A 19,750-nucleotide genomic window follows, 5' to 3' on the forward strand; every position below is an offset into this window, starting at 1 on the left:
GTCGCTGGACCCTGCGCCTGGCGGCGGTGGGCCTGCTGACCGCCGGCGTCTGGGGCCTGGCCCGCGCCGGGGCCGCGATCCACCCCGAGGGCCGGGTCGCCCTCACCGTCCTGGCGCTGCTGGCCCTCGCGGGGGTGGGGCTGTGGTGGCGCGCCGCCCCACGCCGTCCCGGCACTGGCCGGGAAGGTCAGCAAATGGTCAAGTCCGGTCACGACACGAGCGACGCCGCGTAGCGTCGGACTGCGCGGGGCTCCCGAGTCGGGACCGCGCAGCGCAGCAGGGGGAACACAGATGAACCACATCGCGAACATGGTTCTGGCCGGGCTGGTCGTCTTCGCCGGGCTGGCGGCGCCGTCCTCGCAGGTCACCCTGACGAGCCCGTCCACGGCGACGACCCACAGCCCGTGCCTGCACGGGCAGCACGGCCACGGCACCGGCCTCAAGCGCTGACGTCGCGCCTCACGAGCAGGGGGGAACGGCGAGGCCCGGGAAGCGACACGCTTCCCGGGCCTCGTCTTCGCTCAGGCACCCACGGCTCAGGCCGACTCCTTGCGCGGCGCGCGCTTCGGCCGCGCCGGCACGTCCCGGCGCACGATCGTGGGGTTGACGTTGTCGAGGACGACCTCGCGGGTGACCACCACGCGGGCGATGTCGTCGTCGCTGGGCACGTCGAACATCACCGGCAGCAGCACCTCCTCCATGATCGCGCGGAGCCCGCGGGCGCCGGTGCCGCGCAGCAGTGCCTGCTCGGCAACGGCCTCGATCGCGTCGTCGGTGAACTCCAGCTCGACGTTGTCGATGTCGAACATGCGGTGGTACTGCTTCACGAGGGCGTTGCGGGGCTCGGTGAGGATCCGCACCAGGGCGTCGCGGTCCAGCGGCGAGACCGTCGTGATGACCGGCAGGCGGCCGATGAACTCGGGGATGAGCCCGAACTTCATGAGGTCCTCGGGCATCACGTCGCCGTAGCTCTCGCCGGCGTCCCTGGCGGTGTGCAGCTGGGAGCCGAAGCCCAGCCCCTTCTTGCCCGACCGCGACTCGATGAGCTTCTCCAGGCCGGCGAACGCGCCGCCGACGATGAACAGCACGTTGGTCGTGTCGATCTGGATGAACTCCTGGTGCGGGTGCTTGCGCCCGCCCTGCGGCGGCACCGAGGCCGTCGTGCCCTCGAGGATCTTCAGCAGCGCCTGCTGCACGCCCTCTCCGGAGACGTCCCGGGTGATCGAGGGGTTCTCGCTCTTGCGGGCGATCTTGTCGACCTCGTCGATGTAGATGATGCCCGTCTCGGCCTTCTTCACGTCGTAGTCCGCGGCCTGGATGAGCTTGAGCAGGATGTTCTCGACGTCCTCGCCGACGTAGCCGGCCTCGGTCAGCGCGGTCGCGTCGGCGATGGCGAACGGCACGTTGAGCATCCGCGCCAGCGTCTGGGCCAGGTAGGTCTTGCCGCAGCCGGTCGGCCCGATGAGCAGGATGTTGGACTTGGCGATGTCGACCGCGTCGTCGCCCTTCTTGGCGCTCTCACCGGCCTGGATGCGCTTGTAGTGGTTGTAGACGGCCACGGCGAGGGCCTTCTTGGCCACGTCCTGGCCGACGACGTACTGCTCGAGGAACTCGAAGATCTCGCGCGGCTTGGGCAGCTCGTCCAGGCCCAGCTCGGAGGACTCCGCCAGCTCCTCCTCGATGATCTCGTTGCACAGGTCGATGCACTCGTCGCAGATGTAGACCCCGGGGCCCGCAATCAGCTTCTTGACCTGCTTCTGGCTCTTGCCGCAGAAGGAGCACTTCAAGAGATCGCCACCGTCTCCGATGCGTGCCACGGGGCGGTCCTTCCTGTCGGGTGAATACCACGTCTGGTGCTGCTTGCGGTGATGGATGACGGTACCTCGCAAGGTCCCGTCCACGTCTCATTAGACGCCGGTGTCGGCCGTCCGTCACGGCTTGTCCGCCAACAGCGGACAAGGTGGACAGGGATGGTCTTCACGGTGGCCACGGTATGCCGGGTGGTCGCCCGCCGCGCGCCCACCCCACCCCTCGGGGACCCCGGCCACCTGCGACGGGACGGATGCGAACGGTCCCCGGCCCCACGGCATACCTGCCTGGGACCGGGGACCGTCAGGGTCGCCCGGAGGGCGTCGCTCAGGCCTGCAGCGAGGCCTTGCGGCTGGCGAGGACCTCGTCGACGATGCCGTACTCCTTGGCCATGTCGGCCGTGAGGATCTTGTCGCGCTCGATGTCGGTCTCGATCTGCTCGACGCTGCGGCCGGTGTGCTTGGCCAGCGTCTCCTCCAGCCAGGTGCGCATGCGCAGCACCTCGTTGGCCTGGATCTCGATGTCGCTGGCCTGGCCGTAGTCGCCGCCGGCCATCGCCGGCTGGTGGATCAGCACGCGCGCGTTGGGCAGGGCGTAGCGCTTGCCGGGGGCGCCGGCCGCCAGCAGCACCGCCGCGGCCGAGGCGGCCTGGCCCAGCACGAACGTCTGGATGTCGGGGCGGATGTACTGCATGGTGTCGTAGATCGCCGTCAGCGCCGTGAACGAGCCGCCGGGGCTGTTGATGTACATGATGATGTCGCGGTCGGGGTCCTGGGACTCCAGGACGACCAGCTGCGCCATGATGTCGTCGGCCGAGGCGTCGTCGACCTGCACGCCGAGGAAGATGATGCGGTCCTCGAAGAGCTTGGTATAGGGGTCGAGCCGCTTCATGCCGTAGGAGGTGCGCTCCTCGAACTGCGGCAGGATGTAGCGGCTGCTCGGGCCGGGGACGTGCAGGCCGCCGCCCATCTGCGGGACGTGGAGGCCGCCATACGGGTTCTGGGTCATTGCTGTTGCTCCAATATCAGGCGTCGGTATGGCGGTGGGTCAGCTGGTCGTGCCGCCGCCACCCGGTGCCTGGCCGGCGTGGGTGTAGACGTGGTCGACGAAGCCGTAGTCCTTGGCCTCCTCCGCGGTGAACCAGCGGTCGCGGTCGGAGTCCTTCTCGATCTGCTCGACGGACTGGCCGGTGTGCTCGGCGATGAGCCCGGCCATCTGCTTCTTGATGTGCAGCATCTGCTCGGCCTGGATCTTGATGTCCGAGGCGGTGCCGCCGATGCCGCCGGAGGGCTGGTGCATCATCACGCGGGCGTGCGGGGTCGCGAAGCGCTTGCCACGGGCGCCGGCGCTGAGCAGGAACTGGCCCATGCTGGCCGCCAGGCCCATCGCCACGGTGGCGACGTCGTTGGGCACCCACTGCATGGTGTCGAAGATGGCCATGCCCGCGGTGACCGAGCCGCCGGGGCTGTTGATGTAGAGCCAGATGTCGGCGTTGGGGTCCTCGGCGGCCAGCAGGAGGAGCTGCGCGCAGATCGCGTTGGCGTTGTCGTCGCGCACCTCGGAGCCGAGGAAGATGATCCGCTCCTTGAGCAGACGGTTGTAGATGTGGTCGTCCAGGCCGGCCATCTGACCGTTGGCTGCGGCGACGACCTCGCTGCTGTGGCTCACCGTGTCTCCATCTGTAGCGCGGGGGTGCGGGTTCTCTCGATCCTTGCGATGACCCTAACGCCCGGCCCTGCCCGGTGAATCCCGTGTGGGCGCGCTGTTCGCCGTGAGCGCACAACCCCCGCGCTCAGGAGGCGGTGGTGCGCAGCCGCTTGCGCTGCTCCCAGCGCTCGATCAGCCGGGTCATCTCCTCGCGCAGGAAGGTGAAGAAGTCCTGCGTCTCGCTCAGCCGCGCCCCCGCCTCGGAGCCCTCCCCCACCAGGGCGATCCCCGTGTCGAGCTGGTCGATCCAGCGGGTCAGCAGCGCGTCCTGGCTGACCGTGGCCTGGTACCAGACGTCGTGCTCCACGACGTACTGGTCGCGCCGCGATCCCGGCTCCCGGGTGCGCCGGACGAGCTGGACCGTCTCGAGGTACTGGATGGCGCCGGAGACCGCGGCCGCGCTGACCTGCAGCCGCTCGGCGAGCTCACCGGCGGTCAGGCGCCCGGAGTCGCTGACCAGCAGGCAGCTGAAGACCCGTGAGGGCATGCGCGGCACCCCTGCGCTGACCAGGGTGGACGCGAAGTCCTCGACGAACTGGCGCAGGCGCGCCTCCGGCTGCCCGGACATGGACACCACCTTGAGTTTTTGAATCTTCACAGTTTTCTGAAGCAAGAGTAGCGTCGGTGGCATGGATCTGGCGATAGAGGTCTCCGGCCTGGTGAAGACGTTCGGCAGCACCCGCGCCCTCGACGGGCTCGACCTGCAGGTGCGCCGCGGTGAGGTGCACGCGTTCCTCGGCCCGAACGGCGCGGGCAAGACGACCACGCTGCGGGTGCTGCTGGGCCTGCTGCGTGCCGACGCGGGTGACGTGCGGCTGCTCGACGGTGACCCCTGGCGCGACGTGACGACCCTGCACCGCCGCCTGGCCTACGTGCCCGGTGACGTGTCGCTGTGGCCCAACCTGACCGGTGGAGAGGTCATCGACCTGCTCGGGCGGCTGCGCGGCAACCTCGACCCGCAGCGCCGCCGGGACCTGCTGGAGCGCTTCGAGCTCGACCCGGGCAAGAAGGGCCGTGCCTACTCCAAGGGCAACCGGCAGAAGGTGGCGCTCGTGGCCGCCCTGGCCTCCGACGTGGAGCTGCTGCTGCTCGACGAGCCCACCGCGGGGCTGGACCCGCTGATGGAGGAGGTGTTCCGCCAGTGCATCGACGAGGAGCGTGACCGCGGCCGGACCGTCCTGCTGTCCAGCCACATCCTCGCCGAGGCCGAGGCGCTGTCCGACCGGGTGAGCATCATCCGGCACGGGCGCACCGCCGAGACCGGCACGCTGGCCGAGCTGCGCCACCTCACGCGCACGTCGCTGACCGCGGAGGTCGCGACCCTGCCCGAGGGGCTGGAGGGACTGCCCGGGCTGCACGACCTGCAGGTCGAGCACCGTGCGGACGGGGCCCTGGTCGCCGGCCAGGTCGACTCCGACCACCTCGACACCGTCCTGCGCCGCCTGTCCCAGGCGGGCATCCGCAGCCTGGTGAGCCAGCCGCCCACCCTGGAGGAGCTGTTCCTGCGGCACTACAGCGACGAGCTGGCCGCCAACGGCAACCACGTCCCGACCGGCACGGGTGGAGCACGATGAGCACCGGCACCTCGGCCGGCGCCCGCGGCACGCTGCGGGCCGCGCGACCGGCCGCCGCCACCACGGCCGGGGGCTCGTTCACCGGCGCGTGGCCGTTGGTGCGCCTCGCGCTCCGCCGCGACCGCGTGCTGATCCCGGTGTGGCTGGCCGTCTTCGTCGTGCTGGCCGGCACCACCGCCTCGAGCACCCTGACGCTCTACCCCGACATCGTCTCCCGCCGCGAGATCGGCGTCACGATCAACGCCAACCCGGCGATGGTCGCGCTCTACGGCAAGGTGCTCGACATCGACTCCGCCGGCGCCGTCGCCATGTTCAAGGTCAACGCCATGGGCGCGGCGCTCGTCGCGGTGCTGACGATGATCCTGCTCGTGCGCCACAGCCGCGGCGAGGAGGAGGCCGGACGCCTGGAGCTGCTCGGCGCCGGGGTCGTGGGCCGGCTCGCCCCACTGACCGCTGCCCTGGTCGTCACCATGGGCACAGCGCTCACGCTCGGCGTCCTCACCGGCCTGAGCCTGGTCATGGCGGGGCTGCCGCTGACCGGGTCGCTCGCGTTCGGGCTGTCCTGGGCGCTCACCGGCGTCTCGTTCGCCGCCGTGGCAGCCGTCATGGCCCAGCTCACCGCGGGCGCCCGTGCCGCGACCGGACTGACGGCTGCGGTGCTGGGCGCGACCTACCTGCTGCGGGCCATCGGCGACGTCTCCGACACCCACGGCCCGCAATGGGCCTCGTGGCTCTCACCCGTCGGCTGGGCGCAGCAGGTGCGCCCCTTCGCCGGTGTCCGCTGGTGGGTGTTCCTGCTCGGCCTGGCGTTCAGCGGCCTGGCCGTCGCCGGCGCCTATGCCCTCGCCGGGCGTCGCGACCTGGGGGCCGGGCTGTTCGCCGACCGCCCCGGACGGCCCGAGGCGACGCGCTGGCTCCCCGGGTCCTTCGGTCTGGCCCTGCGCCTTCAGCGCGGGATGCTGCTGGCCTGGACGGCGGGGTTCGCGATCATGGGCACCATCGTCGGCAGCCTGGCCGACAGCGTCCGGTCCTTCCTGGACTCCCCCGGCGCCCGGGACTTCATCGTCAAGCTGGGCGGGCAGTCCGGGCTGGTCGACGCGTTCTTCGGGACCGAGCTCGCGGTGGTCGCGATCATGGTCTCGGTGTTCGGCATCTCGGCGGTCCTGCGCCTGCACGCGGAGGAGGACGCGCTGCACGCCGAGTCGCTGCTCGCCACCGCCCTGGGCCGGCGCCGGTGGGTGCTCAGCCACCTCACGGTCGCCGTCCTCGGCGCGGTCTGGCTGCTGGCCGTCGTCGGCCTGACCATGGGCCTGTCGGCAGCCGGCTCGCTGGGCGACTACGGGCAGGTCGGTCGGCTGTTCCTGGCCGCGCTGGCCCAGGTGCCCGCGGTGCTGGTGATGATCGGCATCGCCGTCACCGTGTTCGGCCTGCTGCCGCGCCTGGTCAGCGTCGCCTGGGCACTCCTGGTGGCGTTCCTGCTCATCGGCGAGCTGGGGCCGATCTTCGAGCTCGACCAACGGGTCATGGACCTCTCCCCGTTCGCGCACACCCCGCGGCTACCCGGCGGCGCCTTCAGCGCGACCCCGCTGGTGTGGCTGGCCGTCGTCGGCCTCGCGCTGATGGTGCTCGGCATCGAGGCCTTCCGTCGCCGCGACGTGGGCTGAGCCCCCGCTCCGGCCGCCCCGTGCGGCCCCGGAAACGCGTATGCCGCGACCGGGGGTCCCGGCCGCGGCATACGCGGTGGTGTGGTGCCGGTCAGGCGACCGGCGCCGGATCAGGCGTGGTCGTGGCCCTCGTGGCCCTCGATCGCCTCGCCGGTGGTGTCGGCCAGCTCGACGTTGAGCTCGTTGAGATCGACCTCGTTGCCGGCGGTGTCCTTGACGGCGGCCTTCTCCAGAACCGTGGCCAGGGCTTTGCGGCGGGCGACCTCGGCGACCATGGCCGGGATCTGGCCGGCCTCGTCGACGGCCTTGGCGAACTCGTTGGGGTCCATGCCGTACTGCGAGGCGGACATGACGAGGTACTCGATCAGCTCGGGCTGGCCGACGCTGACCTCCTCCTTCTCGACGATGGCGTCGAGGAGGAACTGGGCGCGCAGGGCCTTGCGGGCGCTCTCCTGGACCTCGGCGCGGTGCTCGTCGTCCTCGAGGCGGTCCTCGTTCTCGAGGTGGCTGTGCACCTCGGCCTCGACGAGGGCGTCGGGCACCGGGATCTCGGTGTTGTCGAGCAGGTGCTCGAGGACCTTGTCGCGGGCCTGGACGCCCTGCTCGAACTTCTTGGCGCGCTCGGCCTGGGCCTGCACGTCGGCCTTGAGCTCCTCGAGGGTGTCGAACTCGGAGGCGAGCTGGGCGAAGTCATCGTCGAGCTCGGGCAGGACGCGCTCCTTGACCGACTGCACGGTCACGGTGATCTCGGCGTCCTCGCCCTCGCGGTCGCCACCGGCGAGCGGGGCGGTGAAGGTCTTGGTCTCCTCGGCCTTCATGCCGACCAGGGCCTCGTCGAGGCCGTCGAGCATGTTGCCGGTGCCGATCTCGTAGGAGATGCCCTTGACCGCGTCGATCTCGTCCTCGCCGATGGTGGCGGTCAGGTCGATGGAGACGAAGTCACCGGTCTGGGCCTCGCGGTCGACACCGGTCAGGGTGCCGAAGCGCTGGCGCAGGGAGGTCAGGCGCTCCTCGATGTCCTCGTCGCTCGCCGCGACCTCGTCGACCTCGATGGCCAGGCCCTCGTAGTCGGGCAGGGTGATCTCGGGGCGGACGTCGACCTCGATGGTGAACTTCAGCTCCTGGCCGTCCTCGGCCGGGACCTCGGTCACGTCGAGCTCGGGCTGGCCGAGCGGGCGGACCTTGTTCTCCTCGACGGCCTGGCCGTAGAACTTGGGCAGCGCGTCGTTGACGGCCTCCTGGAGCACGGCGCCACGGCCGACGCGCTGGTCGATGATGCGGGCCGGGACCTTGCCCTGGCGGAAGCCGGGCACGGAGATCTGCGACGCGATCGTCTTGTAAGCCGCATCGAGGCTCGGCTTGAGCTCCTCGAAGGGGACCTCGACGGTCAGCTTGACCCGGGTCGGGTTGAGGGTCTCGACGGCACTCTTCACTGCGGGTTACTCCAAGGGTGTGGGCATCAGGAAGGCTCGGCCCGGAGCCGAGAGGACAGGCCATGGTATCCACACGCGCCGGATGGGCTGAAATGCCCTCCACGCGGGGCGCACCCCGGCCCCGGGCCCCCGGCCGCCCGGTTGGGCCCCCGCCCCGGGGCGACGGCACGGCATACCGGGGTTAGCGTCAGGCCATGAGCGATGCGGTGGACGAGTCCTTCGACGTGATCGTGATCGGCGCCGGCGCGGTGGGCGAGAACGCCGCCGACCGGGCCGGGCGCAGCGGGCTGAAGGTCATGGTCGTCGAGCGCCGGCTCGTCGGGGGCGAGTGCAGCTTCTATGCGTGCACCCCGTCCAAGGCGATGCTGCGCCCGGTGCACGCGGCTCACGCGGCGCAGCGGGTGCGCGGCGTGGCCGGGGCCCACCTCGTGCCGGGCGAGGTGATGGCGCGGCGTGACTACTGGATCTCCGACCTCGACGACAGCGGCGCGGTGAGCTGGCTGGACTCGGCCGGCATCGCCCTGGTGCGCGGCACGGGACGGCTCGTCGGCGAGCGCCTGGTCGAGGTCGACGGCACGACGTTCCGGGCGGGCGCCGCGGTCGTGGTGGCCACGGGCACCTCCCCCACCGTCCCGGACCTGCCCGGCCTGCGCGACGCCAAGCCGTGGACCAACATCGAGGCGACGACGTCCTCCACCGTCCCCGAGCGCCTCGTCATCCTCGGTGGCGGCGTGGTGGCCTGCGAGACCGCGCAGATCTACAGCGCGCTCGGGTCACGGGTGACGCTGGTCGAGCGCGGCCCGCGCCTGCTCGGACGCTCGGAGCCGTTCGCCTCCTCGCTCGTCGCGGTGGCCCTGGCACGTGAGGGTGTCGACGTGCGGCTGGGGATCTCCGTAACGGCGGTGTCGCGGCCCGAGCCCGGCGGCGAGGCGACCGTGACGCTCTCGGACGGCACCACGGTGGCCGGGGACGAGGTCATGGCGGCGATGGGCCGCACGCCCAACACCGCCGACCTCGGCCTGGAGGTCGTCGGAGCCGAGGTCGACGGGTCCGGCTTCGTCATCGTCGACGACTCGATGCGGGTCACCTCGGTGCCGGGTGACTGGCTGTATGCCGTCGGCGACGTCACCGGGCGCAACCTGCTGACCCACATGGGCAAGTACCAGGCCCGCGTGGCCGGCGACGTCATCGCCGCACGCGGAGCCGGCAGGCCCACCGACGGGCCCGGGATGCGCGCCTGGGCGGACCACCTCGGGGCCCCGCAGGTGGTGTTCACCGACCCCGAGGTGAGCTCGGTGGGCCTGACCGAGGCCGCCGCCCGCGAGCGCGGGATGGACGTCCGCGTGGTCAACGTCAAGATGCGGGCGGCGTCGGGTGCGGGGCTGCAGGCCGACGAGTACGAGGGCTACGCCCAGATCGTGGTCGACGAGGGTCGGCGGGTGGTGGTCGGGGCGACGTTCGTGGGGCAGGACACCGCCGAGATGGTCCACGGCGCCGGTATCGCGGTCGTCGGGGAGGTGCCGCTGGAGCGGCTGTGGCACGTGGTGCCCTCGTTCCCGACGATGAGCGAGATCTGGCTGCGGCTGCTGGAGCACTATGGCCTGTGACGCACCCGGGCGACTCGCGCGACCGGGAGGGGCGCGACCGACATACGGCTTGTCAGCCGCGCAGCTCGGCCAGAAAGGTCTCGTAGCGGGCCTGGTCCTCGCCCTGCCAGGCGGCGCGGACGTCCTCGGGCAGGCGCTCGAGCAGCGACGCGGCCACGGCCTCGGTCGAGGCGTCCAGCACGAGCCCGAGGGCGAGCCAGGGGCGGTCGCCGCCGAAGGCCGCGAAGGCCAGCGGGGTGATCTCGGCCCACTCCTCGATGCTGAGGTGCTCCGCGGCCAGGGGCAGGATCTCGCGCTCCTCGCTGGTCAGGAGGGCCTCGAGCTCGAACTGCAGAGTGAGCAGCGCGCCGACGAGGTGGCCGCCCCACTGTGCGGTGGGCTCGGTCGAGAACTGCACCAGGGCGTGCTCGGCGCGGGTCAGCGTGCTGTCGAGGGCCTCGTGCTCGGCGATGACCACCGGCAGCATCGCCTCGTCCGGGCAGCGCTCGCGCAGCCGGGGCCACAGCGCTGCGTCCTCGGCCTCATGGTGGGCGCGCAGGAAGGCCAGGACGTTGCCGTAGTAACCGGCCACCGCCTCCGCTGCCTCGGGACGCTCGACCACGGCACCGGCCACGAGGTCGGAGGCCGACTCGAGCGCGTCGCGGAAGACCTGGTGGAGAGCAACTGCCTCGCTGGTGTCGGGCCGGGCCTCGGCAACCGTCTCGGACATGGGCACCCCTTGCAGCGTCGACGACCGAGCAGCCGGTGGTGTGCTGGTGCCGCCCCCCGCGTGTCTGCCCCGCCACCCGGGAGCACCCCGGGCAGTGGAAGCGTAGGACGGGCCACGGGCACGGCGTGGGCGTTTGCCGAAATCGCCTCTGGCGCAACGAGAAGATCGGGACGTGCAGGGTCGGGGTAGCCGGATTCGAACCGGCGGCCTTCCGCTCCCAAAGCGGACGCGCTACCAAGCTGCGCCATACCCCGTGTGCTGCGGCCGTGACCCCCACTCGACACCCCGTCACGAGGTCGGATTTCGGAACGTGCGACAGCGGGCATTAGGCTAACGCCCCGCAACCCCGCCCTCGACGGCGGTGTCGCGCGGGTGTAGCTCAATGGCAGAGCCCCAGCCTTCCAAGCTGGTCATGCGGGTTCGATTCCCGTCACCCGCTCCACCACGAAAGCCGCAGGTCACGGGCCCAAACCCGACCTGCGGCTTCGTCGTTTCAGGCGACCAATTGGGCCGACGTGCCCGACACGTGCCCACTCATGTCTCCGGAGTGTCGTCCTCGAGCGACTGGCGCGACTCGCGAGGGTGAAGCGGCGGCTTCGGACTGCCGGTCGACTGAGCCTCCCGGTGTCAGGGGGAAAGCAGCTTCCAGTGCCCCTCGGAGATGACTTCGACGGTGCCGTCAACCACCTGGATGGCCGTCTGGTCGTCGATGACGTATGCCGGACCCGCGATGTCGGCCGCCCACTTTTCGGCCTCGGCCATGGAGTTGCCCGGCATGCCCTCCTGGGCCAGGTGGGGACAGATCGAGAAGTCGACGATGCCCAATGTGCTGTCATCACCGGTCGGCGATCTCCATTCGACGAAGTCCTCGCCGATCCTGGGGGTCATCACCATGCTCCCGGCGCTCAGTCCCACCCAGACGGTGTCCTGCAGCGACGGAAGCAGGTCGGCCAGCCCGGACTGCCGCATCCAGTGGCACAGATAGAGGGCGTCGCCACCCGCCACGAGCAGGACATCCGTCTCCCGGACCAGAGGTACCCAGCGCTCTTCGTCGATGCTGGGCAGCGCGGTGAGCTCCAGCACGCCCACGGACTTCCAGCCCAGGTCGACCATGGGGTTCTCGGAGTTCCCGCTGATGAACTGCCAGGCTTTGACGCCAGGGCCGCACCAGGGGTGTCCGTACTGCGCCGTGGGGATGCACAGGGCGTTGGAGTCGGCGATCGGCTTGCCCAGCAGGTCCACCAGCGCATCGCGGATGCTCGTGTTCGTGACGCCGCCGGACGTGAGTAAGAGCTTCACGATGTCCCCCAAGTTCACGGTCGGGCCGACACTACCGGCTCAAGACCGCGCGCGGGCTGCACCAATCAGCTCAATCTGGCTTCGGGAACACGCAACCCCTCGACCTCGATCGCGCCCAGCCCTGAGGGCAGCCGCCCGGCCCGGCCGCTCGTCGGTGGCGGGCTGTCGACAAGAGCGGCACGCATGCTCGTGTCGCCCATCCGCTGCATCCGCTCACGAGATCAGCTGGCGCGGCGGAAGTCGGTGACGTCCGGGAGCCTTCGGAAGCCGGCCGAAGCGTAGGTCGCCACGGCGCCGACGTTGCTGCTCGGTGTGCACACGGTCGCGCTGGACGCCCCCATCTCTCGCAGCGCCGTGGCCGCCGCCAGCGAGATGGCCGTGCCGTACCCGCGGCCGCGGTGGTCCCGGTGAACGCCCAGTGGTTCGAGCAGGCCCGGCCGTCCCTGTCCGGCCGACCAGACCGTCACCGCGGCGACCGCGGCCGCGTTCGCGTCGTACCCGACCAGGCACCGGGCCCGACGGTATGGCGGGGCGGCGGCCATCGTGTGCCAGCGCTTCAGGGTGAACGCCGAGTTGGGGAACGATGCCCGCTGCACCGCGACCCGCTCCTGAACGTTGTGCTTACCCGTGACCTCAACCCTGAGGCCGCAGTCCTCCACCGTGTCTGTGAGGTCACGACACAGTGGCGTCCACGGCTCGTCGGGCAGCCAGCCCCTGGCGGCGAGGAGTCCTCGAAAGGCAGTGCCGGACCGGGCCTCCACAAACGCGTTGCCGGCGGGCAGCACCCCACGCGCGCTGTCCGACAGATCGGCGAGCAGCTCTGACGCGAACGCGTCGTCCTGATCGACGCTCGGTGCGATGCCCATACGGATCAACCCCGCATCGTCCAGAAGCCCCACGGCCAGGATCTGCCCGTCACGACGCCACACCCGCATGGACCCAGCCAGCTCCGCCGCGCCCAGGCTCCAGTTCCACCCAAGGTCTCCCGGATGAAGCTGGACCGGCCCGCCATCCTGCTGCCAGGACGCTACCGCCTCGGCGACCGCGTCCAGCGAGGCGACAGTCGCGGTCTGCAGCGTGATCGACATGCGCCGATCCAACTCGACATGGCGGCGACGGCGCACATGGTTTTGCCGCGCCCCGCTGCCCGGCCTCGGCCGGTGGTGGCTTGCCGGGCCGCAGCGAACGGGGAGGTCGCCGGCCGGGCAGAGGTCCATTCCGGCCTCATACCGTCCGGAACGCGCCATACATTGACAACCATGGACGACGACGCGCTGGGTGGGAGCGCCGACACGCAGGACGTGACGACGGCTCCGCTGGACTGGTTGCTCGACTCCGACCCGGCGATCCGGTGGCAGGTCCTGCGGGACCTGACCGGTGCGCCCACTGCCGCGGTGGCCGAGGAACGCGCGCGCGTGGCGACCGAGGGCTGGGGCGCCCGGTTGCTGGCCGCCCGGGACCCGGACGGCCAGTGGATGGGCGGTGCCTGCTTCCCGGGCCGGGGTCGCGGCGAGCCGCCGCAGGAGGGCAGCCAGCCGTGGACCTCCACCCTGCCGGCGATGATGGAGCTCTACGACTTCGGGCTCGACCCGTCCACCGACGTTGCCCGCGAGATGACCTCCCTGGTCCAGGCGAACTGCCGCTGGGAGTACGACGACCTGCCCTTCTTCGACGGCGAGGTCGAGCCGTGCATCAACGGCCGCACGGTGACCCTGGGCGCCTACTTCGGAGCCGACGTCGAGGTCATCGTCGCTCGCCTGCTCGCCGACCAGCTCGACGACGGCGGCTGGAACTGCTGGACCGAGAACGGCGCCACGGTGTCGTCGTTCGCGTCGACCATCTGCGTCCTTGAGGGTCTGCTCGAGTGCGAGCGGGCCACCGGTGGGTCGCCGCAGCTGCGCGCCGCCCGTCGCGGCGGGGAGCAGTACCTGCTCGACCGCGCCCTCTTCCGTCGCAAGAGCACCGGCGAGGTAGCCGTCGACGCGTGGCTGCAGTTCTCGTTCCCCACCCGGTGGCACTACGACGTCCTGCGGGCGTTGGACTACTTCCGGCTGGCCGACATCCGCGACCCGCGTCTCGGTGAGGCGATCGAGCTCGTCCGCCGCAAGCGTCAGGACGACGGCACCTGGCTGCTGGAGAACACCCACCGCGGCGCAGTCCACGTCGAGCTCGAGGACGGCGACGGGCGACCCAGCCGATGGAACACGCTCAGGGCGACACGGGTGCTCGGTTGGTGGGACGCGCGCGGCTGAGGGGTGATGCCAGCAGCCCGGCTACACGCGGAGGAAGGGCCCGGAAACACCTTGTTGTTCGCGCCATCCCGACCTCTCAGTCGCGCAGCCCGTAATGCAGGTGCACGACACCGCTGCGGAAGCGGTGCTCGGCCAAGAGCTCGAGCTGGACGCGAACATCGGCGGGCAGGGCGCGCTTGCCGCCCCCGACGAGAACCGGGCACAGGAACAGGTGGCACTCATCGACCAGGCCCTTGGCTATTGCCTCACCCGCGAGTTCCGCACCGCCAATGGAGATGTCGCGGGCCGAGGACTCCTTGAGCTGCCGGATCGCGGCCGGATCGACGTCGCGCTCGATCCGTGTCCGCGCGCTCGAGGGCGACTGGAGGGTCCGGGAGTACACGATCTTCTCGGCCGCTCGCCAGATCTGGGCGTAGTCCTTGATGACCGCGGGTTGATCGCCGCTGGTGTCAACGGTCTCCCAGTACACCATCGTCTCGTACATCCGACGCCCGTAGAGGTACGTGCCGATCGGCCGTTCGAGCTCGTTGACGAATGCGTGGACCTCGTCATCGGGGGCCGCCCACCCGAAGCCGCCCTGCGCGTCCTCCACGTACCCGTCCAGTGACGCGAGCGCAGAGTAGATCAGCCTGGCCACCTGAGACCTCCCTCTCTGTGCCTCACGTCGTCGTCCCCGACCATGGTGCCGGGTCAGCGCGTCAGCTGCACTGGTCGTGGTGGGCCAGGACGTCCGCGATCACGCGATCACGAGCTCACACGCCGGGTCACCCACGCCGGAGGTGCGGACAACCGATTTCTGCGATGCCATGATCCCCAGGTGACCGTGCGCCCTCATGACGCCTACCGCCGGCTGGCCGATGACGCCTGGCGGTGGGTGCTGGACCAGGTGCGGTGGGAGGACGGGCCCTGGATCCCCGAGTCGGTGACGCCGGGTGAGGTCCCGCAGGTGCCTGGGCAACGGGACGGGATGCACAGCGGTGTGGGCGGCCTGGCCTACGTCCTGGCCGAGATCCGCCTGACGCGTGCCTGGACCGATGAGGAGCACACCCTCGCCGGGGCGGTGGCCGACCGGCTGCGGCTGGGGATCGCCGACGAGGAGGACTGCACCTTCTTCGACGGGCTCCCCAGCGCGATCGGCGTCCTCATCGCGCTCCAGGAGCCCGGCGTGGACGCGGCCATCGCCCGAATCGCAGACCTGGCCACGCCCGACGGTTGGCCGCAGACGGTGCTGGGCCCACCGCGATACCTGCCCGACACCCGCATCCACGACGCCACCCTGGGAACCGGCGGGGTGCTGCTGGCCGCGCTGTGGGCCGGGCGCCACGGCGCCCCCGGCGCCGCGGCTGTCGCCGGGCACGCCGCCCAGGTGCTCCTCTCCGATGCCGAGCACCTGCCGACGGGGACCAACTGGCTCATGGCGCCCCAACGCTTCCGGCCCACCCCCTCTCCGCAGATGCCCAACTTCTCCCACGGCCTGGCCGGTATCGCGACCGCCCTGGCGTGCGCCGGCTCCGAGCTCGATCGCCCCGACCTGACGGCCGCTGCGCGCAGCGGCGCCGAGCACCTGGTGACGTTGGGCGACACGAGCGGGAAGGGTTTCGTCCTCCCCCTCCACATCCCCACGCTGCCCGACTTCGAGGACGTGACCTACACCTGGTGCCATGGCCCGACGGGCACCTCGCTGCTCTTCCCCGCGCTGCACCGGGCGGGCGTCCACGACGTCGCGGGCGAGGGACCGTTGTCGTGGCATCGGCGATGCCTGCACAGCGTGCGGATCTCCGGCCTCCCCGCCCGCCTGCGTCCGGGCTTCTGGGACAACGACGGTCGCTGCTGCGGCACTGCCGGGGTGGGCGAGGTGTTCCTCGACTCCTGGCAGCGAGCCCGTGACGAGGTGGACCTGGAGTTCGCGATCGAGCTCGCCGACGCCCTCGTCGAGCGCGCGGTCCACGACGGGCCCCACGTCTACTGGCAGTTCGTCGAGCACCGGGCGCCCGAGCCACTCCTCCCGCCGGGCGTGGGCTGGATGCAGGGCGCGGCCGGCATGGCGGCCTTCCTCTTCCGGCTCAGCCGCCTCCTGGACGACGGGCCGGACGCCGCCGCCGTCCCGCGCATGGACAACTGGTGGGCGCTGCCCATGGACCAGGCCTCCGGCGGTCGCTGCTGACCTGCAGGCGGCGCGGCGCCGCCAGGCCCGCGCCCGACCCCACGGTCCGGTCAGTCCGCACGCCGGCGTACCTCGTTGGCCTCGCGCAGGACCGCCCAGGCATCCGCCACCGGACCCAGGTGCCCGAGCTTGTCCGGGTTGAGGACCGCGTGGATCGCCTGGATTCGCCCGTCGAGGACGTCCAGCGTCCAGGTGTTGAGCACCTTGCCGTCCCGGTCGCGGAAGACGGCGCCCGGCTGCCCGTTCACCTCGTGTGGTTCCACCGTCCCCCCGATCTCGACGAACAGCGGGAAGGTCGAGGCGAGCACCCGCGTCACGTTGTCGAGGCCGAAGATGCCCTTGCCCCACAGGGGTGCCCGGCCGCCACCGTCGCCGACCATCTGGACGTCCGCGGCGAGCAGCTCCCGTAGGCCCTCCACGTCGCCCTCTCGGAGGGCGTCGAAGAAGCGGGCCGCCAGCTCGTCGCGCACCCGGCGGTCCGCCTCGAACCGGGGGCGGCCTTCGTCCATGTGACGCCGAGCCCGCGCCGCGAGCTGGCGGCAGGCCGCCTCCGACCGGTCCACCGCTGAGGCGACCTCGGGGAAGCCGAACCCGAACACCTCGCGCAGCACGAAGACCGCGCGCTCCAGCGGGCTGAGGCGCTCGAGCAGGACCAGGGCCGCCACCGACACCGAGTCGGCCAGCTCCGCGGACCGCGCGGGGTCCTCGTAGGGGTCGGTGACCAGGGGCTCGGGGAGCCACTGCCCGACATACTCCTCCCGCCGGACCCGCGCCGAGCGCACCACGTCGATCGAGATGCGGGTCACCACGGCGGAGAGGAAGGCCTTGGTCGACATGGGTGACGTCGGGGACCTCTCGTAGCGCAGCCAGGTCTCCTGGACCGCGTCCTCGGCCTCGCTGACGCTGCCCAGGATCCGGTAGGCGATCGCGAACAGCAGCGGCCGCAGCGACTCGAACTCCTCGGCCCGGGTCACGCCAGCGCCGCCGCGAAGCCCTGGCGCCACGAGGGGTAGCGCAGCTGCCAGCCGAGCTCGTGCCGGGCCTTGGCGTTGGAGAAGCCGCGCCCCTGCGTCATCATCGTCACCGCGACGTCCCCGGCCAGCAGCCGGGCCAGCCACGCAGGAACCCGCATCGGTGGCTTCGCGCCAGCACACGCCGCGAGGTAGGGCAGCCACTCGCGGGCCGGGGCCGGCTCGTCGTCGACGACGTTGAACACGCCCCTCACCCGCTGCTCCACAGCGAGGACGGTCGCGCTCGCCGCGTCGTCGAGGTGCACCCACGAGCAGTATCCCGCGCCGTCACCGACCAGCGGGAACTGCCGCTTGCGCACGAGCTCCACCTGGTCGTCGGTCGCGCCGGGCCCGTAGAGCCCGCCGTACCGCAGGGCCGCGCCACCGGCCCTGATGACGGCCTCCTCGAGATGGCGGATCGCGTCCATCAGCGGGCGGGCGGCCGTCCCCGTCATGGGGTCCAGCTCGTCCTCCTCCGTCTTGACCCAGCCGCCCGTGCGGATGCCGTTCCAGCTGGCGTAGCTCTGCGCGACGACGTGGGGCACGCCGGTCGCCTCGGCCGCAGCCAGCAGGTGGTCCGTCCCCTCGGTGCGCAGCCGGTTCGTGGTGGCAAACCACCGGTCCATGTGCTTCATGTCCGGCTTGCCCGCGATGGCGGTCATCTGGTGCACGATCGCCTCCGGCCCGGCCGCGGCCACCGCCTCACCGACCGAGGCCGCGTCCAACCCGTCCATCACGACGACGTCGGCGCCCATCTGCCGAAGCAGGCCGAGCTTGCCCGGGTGCGACGTCGTCGCTGTCACCTGATGTCCCCGGGCCACCAGCTGCGGCACCAGCCGCTGGCCCATGACCCCGGTTCCTCCTGCCACGAACACCCGCATGACCATCACCCTCCCGATCGCCGATTCTGTCTCCTGGACCTGGGACGAGACAGCCCCGCCGTCTGTGACACGGACGGGCTGGCGCGAGGGCCCGCCGCGTCAGAGAGGCAGGCCGGGGTCACGACAGCCGAAGCTCGACCCAGGGGAGGCTCTCCCCAGGCAGCACGTACCGTTCGGTCTCCACGAACCCGTGCCTGAGCGCGAACCGCAGGCCGTCCACGTTGGTGGAGAAGACGACCGTCTCGATCACGCTGGCGCCGAGTGCCCGCGCCGCTTCGAGCCCACGCTCGTACAGCTCCTCTCCCAATCCCTGGCGGCGGTGGGCAGGGAGCACGCGGGCGATCACGGTTGCGGCCGCCGTGTCGTCGGTCGGCGGGCGCACGGTGCTGGACCCGATGAGGATGTCGCTGCGGTAGGCGACCTCCAGGCGGTGACGCCGCGCTCGTTCGCGCACGTCCTCCAGCGAGAGAGGATGATCGGGGATGGTCGCGTTGTGGACGAACTGCCAGTCCTGCAGCGCCGCGTCGTCGTCTGGCTGCCGGATGCTGAGGTCATGCACAGCAGCAGGAGACCCTTGGTGGGCAACGGCCGTCAACTCTGTTTGCCACGACCGGATGGCCTTGGTGCCAGCGCGGAGGTCCACCTCGGCAGGTCGGCCAGGATGGCCTCGGCGGTCGGCAGTCGGGCGGCCAGGTCAGCGGCTTGGACTCGCGCTTCCGGTTCGTCGAGCGCAGGGATCCAGCCCCCGGCGATCCACGCGGGTTGCCGGGCGAGCGCCAGCGGCAGGCGTTCGCGTTCGGCGTCGCTGAGCTTGAGGCTGGAGGCCCGGTCGTAGGTGTTGACCAGCTCGCGGACCTGCCCGACCTGCGCGTCGCCGGGTGGGGTGTTGCCCGGCTCGAGCAGGTAGAACCACAGGGTCAGCGCCAGCTCCTCGATGCGGTCGCGCTCCCCCAGGAAGTCGAAGTCGAGCACCCCGGCCAGGTGCGGGCCGCGGAAGACGACGTTGTTGTCCCAGAAGTCGCCGTGCACGAGCTGTCGCACCTGGTCGTGCCGAAGCCGCTCTTCCCTGCCGGCGATCGCCTCGCAGTGTCGTTGCACGTCATCGGCGAGCGCCGCGAGTCGCGGTTCGCCCCATGCGCGCACCCTGGCGGCACCCCGGCATACCTCGTCGACGACCCGATCAGGGTCGAGGTACGTGGCATGGGGCGGCGCGTCCACCGGCACGGCCGGGCCGAGGGTGCGCAGGGCGTCGTGCAGCCGGGCGAGCACCGCAAAACCCTTGTGCAGGAACGGAAAGCTCCGCATGGGCGTGTCCCAGTCGATGTGGGCCTCGACCTCGACCAGAGTCCCGTCCGCCAAGGCGGTGCAGCCGCGACCGTCGGGGGTGGGGACCGTCGCCGGCACCGGGAGCCCATGTCCGCGCGCCACCTCCTTGGCTGACTGGATCGCGTGGAGTCGCTGCGGCCTGGTGGCCGCGCGGTGGGCGCGCACCGCCAGCGCGGAGCCGTCGGGGAAGTCGAACCTGAGGTTCGTGGTCCACAGCCCGCCCAGGTCGACCCAGTGAACGGGACGCGGAAGCGAGTACGCCGCCACGACGGACTCCACCAGCGCGGGGCTGGGTGCCACGCGAGGCGGCACGGC

General features: G+C 71.3%; 20 protein-coding genes and 2 tRNA genes. 8 read left to right on the top strand and 14 right to left on the bottom strand.

Features of this window, described 5'->3' with window-relative positions:
* Positions 1-233, top strand: a 233-nt coding sequence (locus tag VF825_RS15110; RefSeq protein WP_331114763.1) for a hypothetical protein, incomplete at its 5' end; no start/stop codon positions are given.
* A 58-nt stretch (positions 234-291) separates the two neighbouring features.
* Positions 292-450 (top strand): hypothetical protein, encoded by a 159-nt coding sequence (locus VF825_RS15115; protein WP_331114765.1) that lies wholly within the window; start codon positions 292-294, stop codon positions 448-450.
* Between the two features lie 86 nt (positions 451-536).
* Here VF825_RS15115 and clpX read toward each other — a convergent pair whose 3' ends face one another.
* The 4 genes from clpX to VF825_RS15135 form a co-directional block, all read right to left on the bottom strand.
* Positions 537-1,817 carry an ATP-dependent Clp protease ATP-binding subunit ClpX gene (gene clpX, locus VF825_RS15120; RefSeq protein WP_331114768.1) on the bottom strand — a complete coding sequence of 427 codons (1,281 nt, stop codon included), beginning with the start codon at positions 1,815-1,817 and terminating at the stop codon, positions 537-539.
* A gap of 319 nt (positions 1,818-2,136) precedes the next feature.
* A complete protein-coding gene (locus VF825_RS15125; protein WP_414695879.1) occupies positions 2,137-2,817 on the bottom strand; it encodes an ATP-dependent Clp protease proteolytic subunit in 681 nt (226 codons plus the stop codon).
* Between the two features lie 39 nt (positions 2,818-2,856).
* Complete coding sequence (locus tag VF825_RS15130; protein WP_331114828.1) at positions 2,857-3,435, bottom strand: ATP-dependent Clp protease proteolytic subunit; 579 nt, start codon at positions 3,433-3,435, stop codon at positions 2,857-2,859.
* A gap of 166 nt (positions 3,436-3,601) precedes the next feature.
* On the bottom strand, positions 3,602-4,084 hold the full coding sequence (locus VF825_RS15135; protein WP_331114770.1) for a GbsR/MarR family transcriptional regulator: 483 nt from the start codon (positions 4,082-4,084) through the stop codon (positions 3,602-3,604).
* A gap of 61 nt (positions 4,085-4,145) precedes the next feature.
* Between VF825_RS15135 and VF825_RS15140 the strand changes: the two genes are divergently transcribed.
* Together VF825_RS15140 and VF825_RS15145 are read left to right on the top strand one after the other, a co-directional pair.
* Positions 4,146-5,090, top strand: a complete 945-nt coding sequence (locus tag VF825_RS15140) for an ABC transporter ATP-binding protein (RefSeq protein WP_331114772.1) — start codon at positions 4,146-4,148, stop codon at positions 5,088-5,090.
* A complete protein-coding gene (locus tag VF825_RS15145; RefSeq protein WP_331114775.1) occupies positions 5,087-6,754 on the top strand; it encodes an ABC transporter permease in 1,668 nt (555 codons plus the stop codon). Before VF825_RS15140 ends, VF825_RS15145 begins: the two co-directional genes overlap by 4 nt.
* Positions 6,755-6,864: 110 nt before the next feature.
* Here VF825_RS15145 and tig read toward each other — a convergent pair whose 3' ends face one another.
* Positions 6,865-8,187, bottom strand: a complete 1,323-nt coding sequence (gene tig, locus VF825_RS15150) for a trigger factor (RefSeq protein WP_331114776.1) — start codon at positions 8,185-8,187, stop codon at positions 6,865-6,867.
* A 194-nt stretch (positions 8,188-8,381) separates the two neighbouring features.
* Between tig and VF825_RS15155 the strand changes: the two genes are divergently transcribed.
* Positions 8,382-9,794 (top strand): NAD(P)/FAD-dependent oxidoreductase, encoded by a 1,413-nt coding sequence (locus VF825_RS15155; RefSeq protein ID WP_331114778.1) that lies wholly within the window; start codon positions 8,382-8,384, stop codon positions 9,792-9,794.
* A 52-nt stretch (positions 9,795-9,846) separates the two neighbouring features.
* Here the strand turns inward: VF825_RS15155 and VF825_RS15160 are convergent, their stop codons facing one another.
* Both VF825_RS15160 and VF825_RS15165 read right to left on the bottom strand, forming a co-directional pair.
* Positions 9,847-10,503 (bottom strand): hemerythrin domain-containing protein, encoded by a 657-nt coding sequence (locus VF825_RS15160; RefSeq protein ID WP_331114780.1) that lies wholly within the window; start codon positions 10,501-10,503, stop codon positions 9,847-9,849.
* Between the two features lie 180 nt (positions 10,504-10,683).
* Positions 10,684-10,757, bottom strand: a tRNA-Pro gene (locus VF825_RS15165).
* A gap of 114 nt (positions 10,758-10,871) precedes the next feature.
* Here VF825_RS15165 and VF825_RS15170 point away from each other — a divergent pair.
* A tRNA-Gly gene (locus VF825_RS15170) sits at positions 10,872-10,945 on the top strand.
* A gap of 185 nt (positions 10,946-11,130) precedes the next feature.
* On the opposite strand, the gene VF825_RS15175 is transcribed toward VF825_RS15170, so the two are convergent.
* Both VF825_RS15175 and VF825_RS15180 read right to left on the bottom strand, forming a co-directional pair.
* On the bottom strand, positions 11,131-11,802 hold the full coding sequence (locus VF825_RS15175; protein ID WP_331114782.1) for a Type 1 glutamine amidotransferase-like domain-containing protein: 672 nt from the start codon (positions 11,800-11,802) through the stop codon (positions 11,131-11,133).
* 221 nt (positions 11,803-12,023) lie between these two features.
* The gene (locus tag VF825_RS15180) at positions 12,024-12,890 is read right to left on the bottom strand and encodes a GNAT family N-acetyltransferase (protein WP_331114784.1); all 867 of its coding nucleotides are present in this window, start codon (positions 12,888-12,890) and stop codon (positions 12,024-12,026) included.
* 171 nt (positions 12,891-13,061) lie between these two features.
* Here VF825_RS15180 and VF825_RS15185 point away from each other — a divergent pair, with 171 nt between their 5' ends.
* Positions 13,062-14,054, top strand: coding sequence for a hypothetical protein (locus VF825_RS15185; RefSeq protein ID WP_331114786.1), 993 nt, complete (start codon positions 13,062-13,064; stop codon positions 14,052-14,054).
* Between the two features lie 76 nt (positions 14,055-14,130).
* Here the strand turns inward: VF825_RS15185 and VF825_RS15190 are convergent, their stop codons facing one another.
* Positions 14,131-14,691, bottom strand: a complete 561-nt coding sequence (locus VF825_RS15190) for a dihydrofolate reductase family protein (protein ID WP_331114788.1) — start codon at positions 14,689-14,691, stop codon at positions 14,131-14,133.
* Between the two features lie 180 nt (positions 14,692-14,871).
* Here VF825_RS15190 and VF825_RS15195 point away from each other — a divergent pair, with 180 nt between their 5' ends.
* Entirely contained in the window at positions 14,872-16,218 is a 1,347-nt protein-coding gene (locus VF825_RS15195; RefSeq protein WP_331114790.1) for a lanthionine synthetase LanC family protein, read from the top strand.
* A gap of 50 nt (positions 16,219-16,268) precedes the next feature.
* Here VF825_RS15195 and VF825_RS15200 read toward each other — a convergent pair whose 3' ends face one another.
* The 4 genes from VF825_RS15200 to VF825_RS15215 form a co-directional block, all read right to left on the bottom strand.
* Positions 16,269-17,192 (bottom strand): RNA polymerase sigma-70 factor, encoded by a 924-nt coding sequence (locus VF825_RS15200; RefSeq protein WP_331114792.1) that lies wholly within the window; start codon positions 17,190-17,192, stop codon positions 16,269-16,271.
* Positions 17,189-18,109, bottom strand: a complete 921-nt coding sequence (locus tag VF825_RS15205) for an NAD(P)-dependent oxidoreductase (protein ID WP_331114794.1) — start codon at positions 18,107-18,109, stop codon at positions 17,189-17,191. Before VF825_RS15205 ends, VF825_RS15200 begins: the two co-directional genes overlap by 4 nt.
* Before the next feature lie 118 nt (positions 18,110-18,227).
* Complete coding sequence (locus VF825_RS15210; RefSeq protein ID WP_331114796.1) at positions 18,228-18,668, bottom strand: GNAT family N-acetyltransferase; 441 nt, start codon at positions 18,666-18,668, stop codon at positions 18,228-18,230.
* 32 nt (positions 18,669-18,700) lie between these two features.
* Positions 18,701-19,735: a phosphotransferase enzyme family protein gene (locus VF825_RS15215; RefSeq protein WP_331114798.1), complete on the bottom strand. Its 1,035-nt coding sequence runs from the start codon at positions 19,733-19,735 to the stop codon at positions 18,701-18,703.
* Positions 19,736-19,750 lie beyond the last annotated feature (15 nt).

This window comes from Oryzihumus sp., from assembly GCF_036391795.1.
Classification (GTDB): Bacteria; Actinomycetota; Actinomycetes; order Actinomycetales; family Dermatophilaceae; genus Oryzihumus.

Coding starts and splice junctions, on each gene's coding strand:
- VF825_RS15115 (WP_331114765.1), top strand. CDS start 292: ATGAACCACATCGCGAACATGGTTCTGGCCGGGCTGGTCGTCTTCGCC.
- VF825_RS15160 (WP_331114780.1), bottom strand. CDS start 10,503: ATGTCCGAGACGGTTGCCGAGGCCCGGCCCGACACCAGCGAGGCAGTT.
- VF825_RS15180 (WP_331114784.1), bottom strand. CDS start 12,890: ATGTCGATCACGCTGCAGACCGCGACTGTCGCCTCGCTGGACGCGGTC.
- VF825_RS15145 (WP_331114775.1), top strand. CDS start 5,087: ATGAGCACCGGCACCTCGGCCGGCGCCCGCGGCACGCTGCGGGCCGCG.
- VF825_RS15125 (WP_414695879.1), bottom strand. CDS start 2,817: ATGACCCAGAACCCGTATGGCGGCCTCCACGTCCCGCAGATGGGCGGC.
- VF825_RS15185 (WP_331114786.1), top strand. CDS start 13,062: ATGGACGACGACGCGCTGGGTGGGAGCGCCGACACGCAGGACGTGACG.
- VF825_RS15205 (WP_331114794.1), bottom strand. CDS start 18,109: ATGCGGGTGTTCGTGGCAGGAGGAACCGGGGTCATGGGCCAGCGGCTG.
- VF825_RS15135 (WP_331114770.1), bottom strand. CDS start 4,084: ATGTCCGGGCAGCCGGAGGCGCGCCTGCGCCAGTTCGTCGAGGACTTC.
- VF825_RS15130 (WP_331114828.1), bottom strand. CDS start 3,435: ATGGCCGGCCTGGACGACCACATCTACAACCGTCTGCTCAAGGAGCGG.
- VF825_RS15155 (WP_331114778.1), top strand. CDS start 8,382: ATGAGCGATGCGGTGGACGAGTCCTTCGACGTGATCGTGATCGGCGCC.
- VF825_RS15140 (WP_331114772.1), top strand. CDS start 4,146: ATGGATCTGGCGATAGAGGTCTCCGGCCTGGTGAAGACGTTCGGCAGC.